16 protein-coding genes are annotated in these 13,662 nt (G+C 62.7%); 3 read left to right on the top strand and 13 right to left on the bottom strand.

Annotation, left to right across the window (positions count from 1 at the left end):
* Positions 1 to 98 precede the first annotated feature (98 nt).
* The 10 genes from PC358_RS10360 to ccoN (PC358_RS10315) form a co-directional block, all read right to left on the bottom strand.
* Positions 99 to 626 carry a FixH family protein gene (locus PC358_RS10360; protein WP_033699350.1) on the bottom strand — a complete coding sequence of 176 codons (528 nt, stop codon included), beginning with the start codon at positions 624 to 626 and terminating at the stop codon, positions 99 to 101.
* A 15-nt stretch (positions 627 to 641) separates the two neighbouring features.
* Positions 642 to 2,057, bottom strand: coding sequence for a cytochrome c oxidase accessory protein CcoG (gene ccoG / locus PC358_RS10355; RefSeq protein WP_033699348.1), 1,416 nt, complete (start codon positions 2,055 to 2,057; stop codon positions 642 to 644).
* 340 nt (positions 2,058 to 2,397) lie between these two features.
* Positions 2,398 to 3,378, bottom strand: coding sequence for a cytochrome-c oxidase, cbb3-type subunit III (gene ccoP / locus PC358_RS10350; protein WP_033699347.1), 981 nt, complete (start codon positions 3,376 to 3,378; stop codon positions 2,398 to 2,400).
* The gene (locus PC358_RS10345) at positions 3,375 to 3,572 is read right to left on the bottom strand and encodes a CcoQ/FixQ family Cbb3-type cytochrome c oxidase assembly chaperone (RefSeq protein ID WP_033699345.1); all 198 of its coding nucleotides are present in this window, start codon (positions 3,570 to 3,572) and stop codon (positions 3,375 to 3,377) included. The genes ccoP (PC358_RS10350) and PC358_RS10345 overlap by 4 nt, the downstream gene beginning before the upstream one ends.
* A 5-nt stretch (positions 3,573 to 3,577) precedes the next feature.
* Positions 3,578 to 4,186 (bottom strand): cytochrome-c oxidase, cbb3-type subunit II, encoded by a 609-nt coding sequence (gene ccoO, locus PC358_RS10340; protein WP_003254286.1) that lies wholly within the window; start codon positions 4,184 to 4,186, stop codon positions 3,578 to 3,580.
* Entirely contained in the window at positions 4,186 to 5,628 is a 1,443-nt protein-coding gene (ccoN, locus tag PC358_RS10335) for a cytochrome-c oxidase, cbb3-type subunit I (RefSeq protein WP_033699344.1), read from the bottom strand. The genes ccoO (PC358_RS10340) and ccoN (PC358_RS10335) overlap by 1 nt, the downstream gene beginning before the upstream one ends.
* 368 nt (positions 5,629 to 5,996) lie before the next feature.
* Positions 5,997 to 6,938 carry a cytochrome-c oxidase, cbb3-type subunit III gene (gene ccoP / locus PC358_RS10330; RefSeq protein ID WP_033699343.1) on the bottom strand — a complete coding sequence of 314 codons (942 nt, stop codon included), beginning with the start codon at positions 6,936 to 6,938 and terminating at the stop codon, positions 5,997 to 5,999.
* Positions 6,935 to 7,129 carry a cbb3-type cytochrome oxidase subunit 3 gene (locus PC358_RS10325; protein ID WP_033699341.1) on the bottom strand — a complete coding sequence of 65 codons (195 nt, stop codon included), beginning with the start codon at positions 7,127 to 7,129 and terminating at the stop codon, positions 6,935 to 6,937. The genes ccoP (PC358_RS10330) and PC358_RS10325 overlap by 4 nt, the downstream gene beginning before the upstream one ends.
* Before the next feature lie 5 nt (positions 7,130 to 7,134).
* Entirely contained in the window at positions 7,135 to 7,743 is a 609-nt protein-coding gene (gene ccoO, locus PC358_RS10320) for a cytochrome-c oxidase, cbb3-type subunit II (protein WP_033699340.1), read from the bottom strand.
* A 13-nt stretch (positions 7,744 to 7,756) separates the two neighbouring features.
* Complete coding sequence (ccoN, locus tag PC358_RS10315; protein ID WP_033699338.1) at positions 7,757 to 9,181, bottom strand: cytochrome-c oxidase, cbb3-type subunit I; 1,425 nt, start codon at positions 9,179 to 9,181, stop codon at positions 7,757 to 7,759.
* A gap of 49 nt (positions 9,182 to 9,230) precedes the next feature.
* On the opposite strand from ccoN (PC358_RS10315), the gene PC358_RS10310 reads away from it, so the two are divergent.
* Entirely contained in the window at positions 9,231 to 9,923 is a 693-nt protein-coding gene (locus tag PC358_RS10310) for an alpha/beta family hydrolase (RefSeq protein ID WP_033699337.1), read from the top strand.
* 115 nt (positions 9,924 to 10,038) lie between these two features.
* On the opposite strand, the gene ppnP is transcribed toward PC358_RS10310, so the two are convergent.
* Together ppnP and PC358_RS10300 are read right to left on the bottom strand one after the other, a co-directional pair.
* On the bottom strand, positions 10,039 to 10,323 hold the full coding sequence (gene ppnP / locus PC358_RS10305) for a pyrimidine/purine nucleoside phosphorylase (protein ID WP_033699336.1): 285 nt from the start codon (positions 10,321 to 10,323) through the stop codon (positions 10,039 to 10,041).
* 76 nt (positions 10,324 to 10,399) lie between these two features.
* A complete protein-coding gene (locus PC358_RS10300; protein WP_033699335.1) occupies positions 10,400 to 10,951 on the bottom strand; it encodes a 3'-5' exonuclease in 552 nt (183 codons plus the stop codon).
* Between the two features lie 171 nt (positions 10,952 to 11,122).
* Here PC358_RS10300 and PC358_RS10295 point away from each other — a divergent pair, with 171 nt between their 5' ends.
* Positions 11,123 to 11,923: a substrate-binding periplasmic protein gene (locus PC358_RS10295; RefSeq protein WP_033699334.1), complete on the top strand. Its 801-nt coding sequence runs from the start codon at positions 11,123 to 11,125 to the stop codon at positions 11,921 to 11,923.
* A 63-nt stretch (positions 11,924 to 11,986) separates the two neighbouring features.
* Positions 11,987 to 13,000, top strand: coding sequence for a GNAT family N-acetyltransferase (locus PC358_RS10290; protein WP_033699332.1), 1,014 nt, complete (start codon positions 11,987 to 11,989; stop codon positions 12,998 to 13,000).
* Positions 13,001 to 13,038: 38 nt separating this feature from the next.
* On the opposite strand, the gene PC358_RS10285 is transcribed toward PC358_RS10290, so the two are convergent.
* Positions 13,039 to 13,569 (bottom strand): RNA polymerase factor sigma-70, encoded by a 531-nt coding sequence (locus PC358_RS10285; RefSeq protein ID WP_033699331.1) that lies wholly within the window; start codon positions 13,567 to 13,569, stop codon positions 13,039 to 13,041.
* Positions 13,570 to 13,662 lie beyond the last annotated feature (93 nt).

The raw sequence follows: 13,662 nt of genomic DNA, 5'->3' as shown, positions 1-13,662 counted from the left end.
GCTTGCCCCGCGAATGGGCCGGTAGGGTCAACATCAATAAGCAGGCCTGGCCCTTTCGCGGGCCAAGCCCGCTCCCACAGGTTGGGTAAGTGTCGCGATTATTTGTGTTCCGCACCCAGCAGCGCTTCATCGCCCAGTAGCAAGGTCACTCCATGCTCCACTTTCTCTTCCTCGAACAGCCGCCATACCTGCCCTTCCTGGCTGCCCAGCAACTCGACGAAGCGCCGCCCGTCGACCTTGTCGTCCAGCTGGCCGACATAACGCCCCGCCTCGGCACGGCTCAGCAGCACCTTGCGGTCCTTGTCCGGCTGGGTGGGCGATATCAGGTTCAGTTCCAGTGTCTGCGGGTCGCTGTCGCCGCTCAGGCGCAGGTCCACTTCGCCGGTCAGGTCGTCCAGGTGCACGCTGGCCTTGAGCTTGAGGGTCTGGGCCAGCAGCTCGCGGTCCAGCGAGCGGTTGATGCCCTTGCCGGCCTCGTAGTAGTTGTCATTCACCAGGTTGTCGGGGTTGCGCACGGCAATGCTGACCATGGTCAGGCTCAGGCACACGGAGGTGGTGAGGATGCCGATGATGATCCAGGGCCAGAGGTGTTTGTACCAAGGGCTGGCAGCGGTGGCGGCAGGCATTGTCGATAGTCTCTCTCAGCGGATCTGTGGGCCGATGAAGCGGCTCTTGGCTTCAACCTGGGCGTCGCTGTCATCGGCGCTCTTGAGGGTGAAGATGATTTCGTTGGTGGTCGATGGCAGTTTCTCGGGCGCCACCGACAGTTGCACCGGCAGGCTGACGATATCGCCGGCCGCCACGCGGATTTCGCGCTGGCCTTCGAGCTTGAGGTCAGGTAGGCCGGCGGCGTCCAGCACGTAGACGTGGTCGCGCTGGTCCTTGTTCATGACCTTGAGGCTGTAGACGTTCTCGATCCGCCCCTGGGCGTTCTCGCGGTACAGCACGCGGTCCTTGCTGACGTCGAAACCGACCAGCGAGCGGGTAGCGAAGGCGGTGGCCAGGGCGCCGATCATCACCAGCAGCACCAGCGCGTAGCCGATCAGGCGGGGGCGCAGCATGTGGGTTTTCTGCCCGGACAGGTTGTGCTCGGTGGTGTAGCTGATCAAGCCTCTGGGGTAGTTCATCTTGTCCATGATGGTGTCGCAGGCGTCGATGCACGCGGCGCAGCCGATGCACTCGATCTGCAGGCCGTCGCGGATGTCGATGCCGGTGGGGCAGACCTGCACGCACATGGTGCAGTCGATGCAGTCGCCGAGGCCCTGGGCCTTGTAGTCGATGTCTTTTTTACGCGGGCCACGGGTTTCGCCACGGCGCGGGTCGTACGACACGATCAGCGTGTCCTTGTCGAACATCACGCTCTGGAAGCGCGCATAGGGGCACATGTACACGCACACCTGCTCGCGCAGCCAGCCGGCGTTGCCATAGGTGGCAAGGGTGAAGAACCCGACCCAGAAGTAGGCCCAGCCATCGGCTTGGCCGGTAAAGAACTCGATGGCCAGTTCGCGGATGGGCGAGAAGTAGCCGACGAAGGTCATGCCGGTGACGAACCCGATCAGCAGCCATAGGCTGTGCTTGGCGAACTTGCGCAAGAACTTGTTGCCGCTCATGGGCGCCCTGTCGAGCTTCATGCGCTGGTTGCGGTCCCCTTCGGTGACCTTTTCGCACCACATGAAGATCCACGTCCATACGCTTTGCGGGCAGGTGTAGCCGCACCATACGCGGCCAGCATACACGGTGACGAAGAACAGGCCGAAGGCGGCGACGATCAGGATGCCCGACAGCAGGATGAAGTCTTGAGGCCAGATGGTGGCGCCGAAGATGTAGAACTTGCGCTCGGGCAGGTTCCACCAGACGGCCTGGTGGCCGCCCCAGTTCAGCCACACGGTGCCGAAGTACAGCAGGAACAGCAGCGCACCGCCGACCATGCGCAGGCGGCGGAAGACGCCGGTGAAGGCGCGGGTGTAGATTTTCTCGCGGGCGGCGTAGAGGTCGACGGAATCCTTCCCTTTGCTGGCAGGCGGGGTGACGTCATGTACCGGAATTTGCTTGCTCATCATCAAGTCCCACGGCAGTGGAGAAATGCCGCGGCCAGTGCATGCCGGCCGCAGTCTCGCGCAATCTGCTAGCGCGCTGCGCCCCATGATACGCCGGTGATGGCAGCCTGGGGTCGTACTGCGACCTTTAGTCGCGTTGGGTTCGTGGCGTGAATCGTGTTATGGCGGGTGTCAATTGATCCAGGTCATCTGGGGTTGCATTCGCCGGCCCTTTCGCGGGGCAAGTCGGATCGCCGCACCGCCGCTGCCACATGTAACCCATTGCTCCCATAGTCGGTGGGGTACCTGTGGGAGCGGCGGTGCGGCGATCCACTTGCCCCGCGAAGCGGCCAGGCCTGCCTTACTCGGCCTTGGCCGGCTCCTGCTCCTGATGCGACAGGCTGTACACATAAGCGGCCAGCAAATGCACCTTGTCATTACCTTGCAGTTGTTCCTGCGCCGGCATCTGCCCCTGGCGACCATAACGGATGGTCTGTTGCAGTTGAGCAAAGCTCGACCCGTAGATGAACGCCTGCGGGTGGGTCAGGTTCGGCGCGCCCATGGCTGGGGTGCCCTTGCCTTCAGGCCCATGGCAGGCCACGCAGTTGGCGGCGAAGATCTTCTGCCCGTTCTCGGCATCGGCCTTCACGCCTTCGGGCAGCGTACGGCCATCGAGCTTGCTGACCACAAAGGCCGCCACATCAGCCACACCCTGCTCGCCGATCACCTCGGACCAGGCCGGCATCACGCCGTGGCGCCCGCTCATGATGGTGGTCTTGATGGTTTCCGGCTCACCGCCCCAGCGCCAGTCCTTGTCGGTCAGGTTGGGGAAGCCGTAGGCGCCCTTGGCGTCGGAGCCGTGGCACACCGAGCAGTTGGAGGCAAACAGCCGTGCGCCCATTTTCAGTGCCTGCGGGTCCTTGGCCACGTCCTCGATGGGCATGGCGGCGAACTTGGCGAAGATCGGCCCGAAGCGGGCATCGGCCTTGGCCATTTCCTTCTCCCACTCGTGCACGCCGGTCCAGCCCGGCTGGCCGTTGGCAAACTCGGTCTGCTTGTCGGTATCCAGGTACGAATAGCCCGGCAGGATGCCTTTCCAGTTACCCAGGCCCGGGTACAGCACCAGGTAGCCGAGGGCGAAGATGATGGTGCCGACGAAAAGCCAGAACCACCATTTGGGCAGTGGGTTGTCATATTCCTCGATGCCATCGAAGGCATGCCCGACGGTCTCGTCGGTGACCTCTTCGCGCTGGCCCTTGCGGGTCGACAGCAGCAGCCAGGTCAGCGAGAAGATGGTGCCCAGGGTCAGGACGGTGACGTACAGACTCCAGAAGGTTGTCATTGTTTTTTGCTCCCAGAAGCTTTTGCTTGCGCTTGCTCGACGTGCCGGGTGGCTTCGGGGTCATCCGCGAAGGGCAGCCGGGTCGCCTCGTCGAACTCCTGCTTGCGCCGCGGGTTGAACACCCACAGCGCCAGGCCCACGAAGGCCACCATCACCACGACGGTGCCCAGGCCGCGAATCATCCCGATATCCATCAGCGTCACCGTTTGCTTTTGATGATGGTGCCAAGACCCTGCAGGTACGCGACGATGGCGTCCATTTCGGTCTTGCCCTTGACCGCGTCACGCGCGCCGGCGATGTCGGCGTCGGTGTACGGGGTGCCGAGGGTCCGCAGGACCTCCATCTTCTTCGCGGTGTCCTTGCCGTCGAGCTTGTTCTCGACCAGCCACGGGTAGGACGGCATCTTCGACTCGGGCACCACGTTGCGCGGGTTGTACAGGTGCGCACGGTGCCAGTCATCGGAGTAGCGGCCACCGACGCGGGCCAGGTCCGGGCCGGTACGTTTGGAGCCCCACAAGAACGGGTGGTCCCACACGCTTTCACCGGCCACCGAGTAGTGGCCATAGCGCTCGGTTTCAGCGCGGAACGGGCGGATCATCTGCGAGTGGCAGCCCACGCAGCCTTCGCGGATGTAGATGTCGCGGCCTTCAAGCTCCAGCGCGGTGCGCGGCTTCATGCCTTCAACGGGTTTGTTGGTGACGTCCTGGAAAAAAAGCGGGACGATCTGGGTCAGGCCACCGACGCTGACGGCGATGACCATGAAGAAGGCCAGCAGGCCTATGTTCTTCTCGACGGCTTCATGCTTCATCAGTGCGCTCCCACGACGACGATCTTGGCGGCTTCATCCGCTTCTACCGGGTTGGCCGCGCGTACGGTGCGGAACACGTTATAGGCCATCAGCAACATGCCCGAGGCGAAGAACGCACCGCCCAGCGCACGGACGATGTAGCCCGGGTGGCTGGCCTGCAAGGCTTCGACGAAGGAGTAGGTGAGCGTGCCGTCATCGTTGATGGCGCGCCACATCAGGCCCTGGGTGATGCCGTTGACCCACATCGAGGCGATGTACAGCACGGTGCCGATGGTCGCCAGCCAGAAGTGCGCGTTGATCAAGCCGACGCTGTGCATCTGCGCGCGACCATACAGGCGCGGGATCATGTGGTAGACCGCGCCGATCGAGATCATCGCCACCCAGCCGAGGGCGCCGGCGTGGACGTGGCCGATGGTCCAGTCGGGGTAGTGCGACAGCGAGGTCACGGTCTTGATGGCCATCATCGGGCCTTCGAAGGTGGACATGCCGTAGAACGCCAGCGAGACGACCAAAAAGCGCAGGATCGGGTCGGTACGTAATTTATGCCAGGCACCGGACAAGGTCATCATGCCGTTGATCATGCCGCCCCAGCTTGGCGCCAGGAGGATGATCGACATCACCATGCCCAACGACTGCGCCCAGTCGGGCAGTGCGGTGTAGTGCAGGTGGTGTGGGCCGGCCCAGATGTACAGGGTGATCAGCGCCCAGAAGTGCACGATCGACAGGCGATACGAGTAGATCGGCCGCTCGGCCTGCTTGGGCACGAAGTAGTACATCATCCCCAAAAAGCCCGTGGTCAGGAAGAAGCCTACCGCGTTGTGGCCGTACCACCACTGGATCATCGCGTCGGTGGCACCGGCATAGGCCGAGTACGACTTGAACAGGCTGACCGGCAGCGAGATGTGGTTGACGATGTGCAGCATCGCGGTGACCACGATGAATGCACCGTAGAACCAGTTGCCGACGTAGATGTGCTTGGTCTTGCGCTTGACGATGGTGCCGAAGAACACCAGCCCGTAGGTGACCCAGACGATGGCCAGCAGGATCGCCAGCGGCCATTCCAGCTCGGCGTATTCCTTGGTGGTGGTGTAGCCCATCGGCAAGGTGATCAGTGCGCCGACGATTACCGCCTGCCAGCCCCAGAAGGTGAAGGCCGCCATGCTGTCGGAGATCAGCCGGGTCTGGCAGGTGCGCTGCACCACGTAGTAGCTGGTGCCGAACAGCGCACAGCCGCCGAAGGCGAAGATCACCAGGTTGGTGTGCAGCGGGCGCAGTCGGCCGAAGCTGGTCCAGGGCAGGTCCAGGTTCAGTTGCGGCCATACCAGTTGCGAGGCGATGAAGACGCCGAGGCCCATGCCAAGGATCCCCCAGACCACCGTCATGATGGCGAACTGGCGGACGACCTTATAGTTATAAGCAGTCGGACTGATTGCTGTGCTCATTCTAAGGTTCCACGGTTTTAATGTTCTTGTTGGTCGAAAAATCGGCGCCAGTATCGATAACCACCGGGGCTATCGCAACGCAACTTTGGTACGCCGACCCGTGTCCAAGCCCGTTCACCTGTGTCCAGCGGTGTCAGGGTTCGAACGATTGTACACAAATAAATATTTGTAATGTGTACCGTTTTTCATCTTTTTCTGATCGATCGGTCAGGCTTTTTTATCGGACGGCGCTAGGCTGTGCGCCGCGTCTGCTTCGCTGGATTGGCAGCGAAGCCCACTGAGGCAACAAGCTTAGTTCGGTTAGGGGGGGGTGCAAGGGAGGGCGTACGGCGGGGGAGGGGTGGGGCTGCAGAGCAGCCCCGGGGGTACTACTTGGAGGTCACGGTTTCAGCAGCGCTATCCTGCGACAGGCTATACACGTAAGCCGCCAGCAGGTGCACCTTGTCATTGCCCTGGATCTCTGCCTGCGCTGGCATCTGACCCTGGCGACCATAGCGGATGGTCTGCTGCAACTGGGCAAAGCTCGACCCGTAGATGAACGCCTGCGGATGGGTCAGGTCAGGCGCGCCCATGGCGGGGGTACCCTTGGCCTCAGGCCCGTGGCAGGCTACGCAGTTGCCGGCGAAAATCTCCTTGCCCTTGGCCGCGTCAGCCTTGACCCCTTCCGGCAGGCTGCGGCCATCGAGGTTGGTCAGCACGAACGCGGCCACATCGGCCACACCCTGCTCGCCAATCACCTCGGCCCAGGCTGGCATCACGCCGTGCCGGCCGTTCATGATCGAGGCCTTGATGGTCTCCGGCTCGCCACCCCAGCGCCAGTCCTGGTCGGTCAGGTTGGGGAAGCCATAGGCGCCCTTGGCGTCCGAGCCGTGGCACACCGAGCAGTTGGAGGCAAACAGGCGGCTGCCCATTTTCAGTGCTTGCGGGTCCTTGGCCACTTCTTCCACTGGCATGGCCGCGTACTTGGCGAAGATCGGGCCGAACCTGGCGTCGGCCTTGTCCATTTCCTTCTGCCACTCATTGACCCCGGTCCAGCCGTTGTCATAGCCCGGCAGGATGCCTTTCCAGTTGCCCAGGCCCGGATAGAGGATCAGGTAGCCCACCGAGAACACCAGGGTGCCGACGAACAGCCAGAACCACCACTTGGGCAGCGGGTTGTCGTATTCCTCGATGCCATCGAAGCTGTGCCCCATGGTCTGGTCGGTGGTGTCGTTGGCCTGGCCCTTGCGGGTCGACAGCAACAGCCAGGTGAGGCCGATCAAGCTGCCGATGGTCAGTACGCTGATGTACGTACTCCAGAACGTGGTCATTGCCCGGAACTCCTCTTGGCAGCAGGTGCCTGCCCGGCAGGGGGCAGGTGGTCGTCGACGAAGGGCAGCAGGCGCGCTTCGGCGAAATCACGGTCGCGGCGGCGGTTGAATACCCAGAGTGAGAGGCCGATGAAGGCGATCATCACCACCAGGGTACCCAGGCCACGGATCATGCCGATGTCCATGTCCATCGCAGTTACCTCTTGTTCTTGATCGCGGTGCCGAGCACCTGCAGGTAGGCGACCAGCGCGTCCATCTCGGTCTTGCCCTTGACTGCGTCACGGGCACCGGCGATGTCCTCGTCGGTGTACGGCACGCCGAGGGTGCGCAGGGTGCGCATCTTGGTTTCGGTGTGGCTGTTGTCGACCTGTTCGGCGACCAGCCACGGGTAGGACGGCATCTTCGACTCAGGCACCACGTTGCGCGGGTTGTACAAGTGCGCGCGGTGCCAGTCGTCGGAGTAGCGCCCGCCCACGCGGGCCAGGTCCGGGCCGGTGCGCTTGGAGCCCCACAGGAACGGGTGGTCCCACACGCTTTCACCGGCTACCGAGTAGTGGCCATAGCGTTCGGTCTCGGCACGGAACGGGCGGATCATCTGCGAGTGGCAGCCCACGCAGCCTTCGCGGATATAGATATCGCGGCCTTCCAATTGCAGCGCGGTGTAGGGCTTCATGCCTTCGACCGGCTTGTTGGTAACGTCCTGGAAGAACAGCGGGACGATCTGGGTCAGCCCGCCGATGCTGACGGCAAACACCATCAGCAGCGCCATCAGGCCGATGTTTTTCTCGATGACTTCGTGTTTCATCAGGCGTGTCTCCTCAGGCCAGCTGGGCGTTCGCAGGGGCGGCGTCAGTGGCCGGCGCGCGTACCGTGCGCCAGGTGTTCCAGGCCATCAGGAACATGCCACTGAGGAAGATCGCACCGCCGACGAAGCGCACGATGAAGCCAGGGTGGCTGGCCACCAGGGTTTCGACGAACGAGTAGGTGAGCGTGCCGTCGCTGTTGACCGCGCGCCACATCAGGCCCTGGGCGATGCCGTTGACCCACATCGAGGCGATGTACAGCACGGTGCCGATGGTCGCCAGCCAGAAGTGCGCGTTGATCAGGCCGATGCTGTGCATCTGCTCTTTGCCGAACACTTTCGGGATGGTGTGGTACAGCGCGCCGATCGAGATCATCGCCACCCAGCCGAGGGCGCCGGCGTGGACGTGGCCGATGGTCCAGTCGGTGTAGTGCGACACGGCGTTGACCGTCTTGATGGCCATCATCGGGCCTTCGAAGGTGGACATGCCGTAGAACGCCAGCGACACCACCAGGAAGCGCAGGATCGGGTCGCTGCGCAACTTATGCCAAGCGCCGGAGAGGGTCATCATGCCGTTGATCATGCCGCCCCAGCTCGGTGCCAGGAGGATCAGCGACATCACCATGCCCAGCGACTGCGCCCAGTCGGGCAGCGCGGTGTAGTGCAGGTGGTGCGGGCCGGCCCAGATGTACAGGGTGATCAGTGCCCAGAAGTGCACGATCGACAGGCGATAGGAATACACCGGGCGCTCGGCTTGCTTGGGCACGTAGTAGTACATCATTCCCAGGAAGCCTGCGGTCAGGAAGAAGCCCACCGCGTTGTGGCCGTACCACCACTGGACCATGGCATCGGTGGCGCCGGCATAGACCGAGTACGACTTGGTCAGGCTGACCGGCAGCTCGAGGTTGTTGATGATGTGCAGCATCGCCACGGTCAGGATGAATGCCCCGAAGAACCAGTTGCCGACGTAGATATGCTTGGTGTTGCGCTTCATCAGCGTGCCGAAGAACACGATGGCGTAGCAGACCCAGACGATGGTGATCAGGATGTCGATCGGCCATTCCAGCTCGGCGTATTCCTTGGAGCTGGTGTAGCCCAGCGGCAGGCTGATGGCCGCGAGCAGGATCACCAATTGCCAGCCCCAGAAGGTGAACGCGGCCAGTTTTGGTGAGAACAGGGTGGTCTGGCAGGTGCGTTGCACCGAATAATACGAGGTGGCGAACAGCGCACAGCCGCCGAAGGCGAAGATCACCGCATTGGTATGCAGGGGGCGCAGGCGGCCGAAGCTGGTCCAGGGGAGGTCGAAGTTGAGGGACGGCCAGGCGAGCTGGGCGGCGATGAAGACGCCGAGCCCCATCCCGACGATTCCCCACACCACCGTCATGATGGCGAATTGGCGGACCACCTTGTAGTTGTAGGCGGTACTGCTGGTTGTGTTCATGTATGGGTTCCCATCCACGGTTATTGGCAGGCTATAGAGCGAGGCAAGCATGATTAATGGGCAAAGTGCCGGTATTGACGGGGATCAATGGGCGAAGGTCGGAAATGTCCCAGGCTTGCGCTGCGATCCTCCGCAAATTCAAGGGGATGAGGGCTACAAAGGCTGCCTGATCCTGGCCCACGGCGCCGGTGCGCCGATGGACAGCGGGTTCATGAACGAGATGGCGCAAAGGCTTGCGGCGCTTGGGGTGGGGGTGATTCGCTTCGAGTTCCCGTACATGGCCGAACGCCGCGTGAACGGTGGCAAGCGGCCGCCCAATCCGCAGAAGGTTCTGCTGGAGTGCTGGCGCGAGGTATACCGGCAGGTGCGACCTTTGGTCGCGGGCACATTGGCCATTGGCGGCAAGTCCATGGGCGGGCGCATGGCCAGCCTGGTGGCGGACGAGCTTGGGGTGGATGCACTGGTTTGCCTGGGGTATCCGTTCTATGCGGTGGGCAAGCCGGAGAAACCCAGGGTCGAGCACCTGGCGGGGCTGAAGACGCCGACCTTGATCGTGCAGGGCGAGCGCGATGCGTTGGGTAATCGTGAGGCGGTGGCGGGGTATGCGCTGTCACCAGCGATCGAGGTGAGCTGGCGGGTGGCGGGGGATCATGACCTGAAGCCGTTGAAGGCTTCGGGGTTCAGCCATGTCCAGCATATGCAGGCGGCGGCCGAGCAGGTGGCAGAATTCTTGTTGAAATAGTGCTGGCCTCTTCGCGGGGCAAGCCCGCTCCCACAGATACCTGACTGAGCCTGAGTACAGTGGGGTACTTGTGGGCGCGGGCTCGCCCCGCGAAGAGGTCGATGCAGGCTATCGCTTAGTCGCGGTACTCGCACAGGTAAGCAGTGTCCACCGCTACCTTCAGCTGGAACTTGCTGTCAGCGGCAACATTGAATTTGTCGCCCGCGTTGAAGGTTTCCCAGTTGTCGCTACCCGGCAGCTTGACGGTCAATGCGCCGGAAACCACATGCATGATTTCGCGCTTGGCAGTGCCGAACTCGTATTCGCCCGGTGCCATCACACCCACGGTGGCCGGGCCTTCTTCGCCCGCGAATGCGATCGACTTGACGGTGCCGTTGAAGTACTCGTTGACCTGGAACATGGGCGACTCCTGAAAAGAGGGGGGATGAAAAAGCGCTGGCCAGTATGCCCAAGGCCATCCCCGTCGTCATCTGCTTTCAGGTGCCCTTGGCCGGCAGGCTCAAGGGCAGCAGCCGCGCCGTGTTGCGCGCATCTTCCAGGGCCCGGTGCTGCTGCCCGCAGAAGTGCATGCCAGCCAGTTGCAAGGCACCATTGAGGCCCGTCGGCCGCTGCAGGTGGCGGGCCTTGGCGAAGCGCTGCTTGAGGTTGATGTGCGGCACGCTGCGCAGCAGGCTGTCGAGCCCGTGCTGCTGCCATTCCTGAAGCAGTTGCTGGCGGTCGTAGTCACCCCAGCTGACCCACGCCTGCAACTGCCCGCGGTGGTGCCCCAGCCAGCGCTCGAACCGTGCCCACACCTCGGGGAAGGCCGCAGCGCTGTCGACGCTGGCCTGGCTGATGTGCGTCAGTTCACGGCAGAACGGCGTCAGTTGCGGCCGTCGCCTGGGCCGCACGAAGCGCTGGAAGTGGTCGACTTCGCGGCCTTCGCGGGTCACCAGGCTTGCGCCGATTTCTATGATTTCCATCTCTGTGACCGGCCATCCACCATCGTCGGTGGTGGCTTCCAGGTCGATCACCAACCAATGGCCCATACCAGGCTCCCTTGCAGATCCTGCTAGAGCGTAGCCAATGTCGGGCCTTACGGCACCCCCTGGCAATTTGCCGCCTGCTTTGGCGCAAAGACCAGCGACCAGCTGTTGTGCCCTGCCCGGAAAACGCCTAGCTTAGGCGCAACCAGGTACGAACCGTGATGAGTGTCCGTCTTGACTTCAGCGCCCGGCCCAAAGGCCTTGTCCACTCTGCTGTTGCTGGCCGGCTTCTGGTTGGCGGTACCAGGCTGGGCTGGCGACGCGATCGAAGTGAAGATTGGTGCCGCGCATTTCCCGCCTTACACCGTTCGCCCCGAACAGGGGGCCGATACGGGTCTGTTGCCACAATTGATCGACGCCCTTAACCGCTCCCAGCAGGGCTACCACTTTGTCTTGGTGCCCACCTCCATTCAGCGGCGCTTTGGTGATTTGCAGCAGGGCCGCACCGACATGGCGGTCTTCGAGAACCCACAGTGGGGCTGGCAGCAGATTGCCCACCAGACAGTGGACATGGGCCTGGAAGATGCCGAAGTGTTCGTCGCCGCCAAGGCCAACGGCCGCGACCCGCATTACTTCGATGAGCTGCGCGGCAAGCGCCTGGCGCTGTTCAACGGTTACCACTATGCGTTCGCCAGCTTCAACGCCGACTCGGACTACCTGCGCAAAGCCTTCAATGCGACGCTGACCTATTCCCACGACAGCAACCTGCTGATGGTGCAGGCCGGCCGCGCCGACATCGCCCTGGTCACCCGCTCTTACCTCAGCGACTTTCTCGACCGTAACCCGGGCAGCCAGGCGCAACTGGTTGCCTCGCAGCGTATCGATCAGGTCTATCACCACTACGCTTTGCTGCGCCCTGGCGCGCCCATCGGCGAGCAATCGTTCGCGGCCTTGATGCGTGCCCTGCGCGAGAATGGTGAGCTGACGCGTATCTTTCAGCCCTACCGGATCACGGTACAGGCACCGCGCGACTAAATTCCCGTGCAGCGACAACGTTTTTAGCAGTGTGCCTTCTCTTCATTTTCGTGAGCCAAGACCATGCCGTTCGATGCCGCTTCGCAGCCACTGTCAGCGCCACGCTGGCGCACCCTCAGCGCCGATGAGGGCGAGAGCTGGCTGAGCCTGACCCTTGCCGGTCGCCCTTTGATCCAGCTGCGCCTGGCCCAGGGCGCGGCGCTTGAGGTGCACCTTGAAAGCCTTTGCCCCGAGCGCCCTTACCAGGCGTTGTGGGCTGCCTGCTATTGGCTGCTGGCACGCGATGTCGCCCGCCAGCGCCTGGCCTGGCACTTGCCCGAAGTGCTGCCCGAAGCCCTCGTCAGCGGCCTGTTGGTGCCCGGCGAGCAGGCGGGCGTGTACCTGTGCGAACGTACGTTGTTCTGGCAGTTGCCCCAACCCTGGCTTGGCGAGTCGATCGCCGGGGTGTACCCCCAGCAGATGCAGATCAGCAACGGCAAGCGCCACCCGCGCCGGGCGCCCAAGCCGCGTGGCGAAGTGTACCGACGTTTCGATGCACGCCTGGGCAGCTGGGTATCGCTGCGTACCCTGGAGATCGATCAGGACCTGGAACGCTTCAATCGCTGGCAGAACACCCCGCGGGTCGACAAGTTCTGGCAGGAGGGCGGCACCTTGCAGCAGCACCATGAATACCTGGCAAAGCTGCAAGCCGACCCGCATACCCTCACCTTGATCGGCTGTTTCGACGACGAGCCGTTCGCCTACTTCGAAGCGTACTGGGCCAAGGAAGATCGCATTGCGCCGTTCTACGCGGCCGATGATTACGACCGCGGCATCCACATGCTGGTGGGGGAGGAGGCGCACCGTGGGCCGCATAAGGTGGCCAGCTGGTTATCGGCGCTGGTGCACTACCTGTTCCTCGATGACCCGCGCACTCAGCGGGTGGTGGCCGAGCCGCGTGCGGACAACGGCAAGATGATCGGCTACATGCATGACCAGTGCTTCCATTGCGAGAAGGAATTCGATTTCCCGCACAAGCGCGCGGCGCTGATGATTCTGGGGCGGGAGCGGTTTTTTGATCGGTGCACGCTGGTCTGAGAGTGCTGGGGGGCAATGCGCCCCCAACACTCAGAAATTCAAACCTGACGGTTAGCCGTCTTGCGGCAATGCACCAAGGCGTCGCGGATCATGAAGTTGACCAAGGTCGGCGACACGCCCAGTTCCTTGGCGATGTCCTTCTGCGGCACGCCGTGCAAACGGTACATCTCGAACGCGTAACGGGTGCGCTGTGGCAGCTCGTTCAATGCTTCGGCAATGTCATCGAGGGCGGCAAGGTTGATGTGCGTGGCTTCGGGCGAGGCGTTCTGGATGACCACGTTCAGGCCTTCCTCTTCGCTGCCGGAGTACTTCAGCTCCATCGCCTGTTTGCGGTAGTGGTCGATGGCCAGGTTGCGCACGATCTGGAACAGGTAGCTCAGCTGCGCCTTGAATGACGAGGTGATCTGCGGGGCGGCACTGAGCCGGAAGAATGCATCCTGCACCACGTCTTCCGCGCGTGAGCGGCAGCCGGTGATGCGCGCAGCAATCTTGACCAGAATGCTGCGATTGTCGACGAAGGCCTGGAGTAATGGTGAATCGCACTTACTTGTGGATAGTTGTTCCGCCATGGAAATCACCTTGTCACAGAGAGGGGGGGAGGCACCCAACGTTGGGAAGCTTCCTGAGACGTGCGACAAGCTATTCAGAATGATAATGATTGT

Origin of the sequence: Pseudomonas capeferrum (assembly GCF_000731675.1) — a bacterium.
Taxonomy (GTDB): Bacteria; Pseudomonadota; Gammaproteobacteria; order Pseudomonadales; family Pseudomonadaceae; genus Aquipseudomonas; species Aquipseudomonas capeferrum.
This window is presented reverse-complemented; position numbering and strand designations above follow the sequence as displayed.

Coding starts and splice junctions, on each gene's coding strand:
- PC358_RS10360 (WP_033699350.1), bottom strand. CDS start 626: ATGCCTGCCGCCACCGCTGCCAGCCCTTGGTACAAACACCTCTGGCCC.
- ccoG (WP_033699348.1), bottom strand. CDS start 2,057: ATGAGCAAGCAAATTCCGGTACATGACGTCACCCCGCCTGCCAGCAAA.
- ccoP (WP_033699347.1), bottom strand. CDS start 3,378: ATGACAACCTTCTGGAGTCTGTACGTCACCGTCCTGACCCTGGGCACC.
- PC358_RS10345 (WP_033699345.1), bottom strand. CDS start 3,572: ATGGATATCGGGATGATTCGCGGCCTGGGCACCGTCGTGGTGATGGTG.
- ccoO (WP_003254286.1), bottom strand. CDS start 4,186: ATGAAGCATGAAGCCGTCGAGAAGAACATAGGCCTGCTGGCCTTCTTC.
- ccoN (WP_033699344.1), bottom strand. CDS start 5,628: ATGAGCACAGCAATCAGTCCGACTGCTTATAACTATAAGGTCGTCCGC.
- ccoP (WP_033699343.1), bottom strand. CDS start 6,938: ATGACCACGTTCTGGAGTACGTACATCAGCGTACTGACCATCGGCAGC.
- PC358_RS10325 (WP_033699341.1), bottom strand. CDS start 7,129: ATGGACATGGACATCGGCATGATCCGTGGCCTGGGTACCCTGGTGGTG.
- ccoO (WP_033699340.1), bottom strand. CDS start 7,743: ATGAAACACGAAGTCATCGAGAAAAACATCGGCCTGATGGCGCTGCTG.
- ccoN (WP_033699338.1), bottom strand. CDS start 9,181: ATGAACACAACCAGCAGTACCGCCTACAACTACAAGGTGGTCCGCCAA.
- PC358_RS10310 (WP_033699337.1), top strand. CDS start 9,231: ATGATTAATGGGCAAAGTGCCGGTATTGACGGGGATCAATGGGCGAAG.
- ppnP (WP_033699336.1), bottom strand. CDS start 10,323: ATGTTCCAGGTCAACGAGTACTTCAACGGCACCGTCAAGTCGATCGCA.
- PC358_RS10300 (WP_033699335.1), bottom strand. CDS start 10,951: ATGGGCCATTGGTTGGTGATCGACCTGGAAGCCACCACCGACGATGGT.
- PC358_RS10290 (WP_033699332.1), top strand. CDS start 11,987: ATGCCGTTCGATGCCGCTTCGCAGCCACTGTCAGCGCCACGCTGGCGC.
- PC358_RS10285 (WP_033699331.1), bottom strand. CDS start 13,569: ATGGCGGAACAACTATCCACAAGTAAGTGCGATTCACCATTACTCCAG.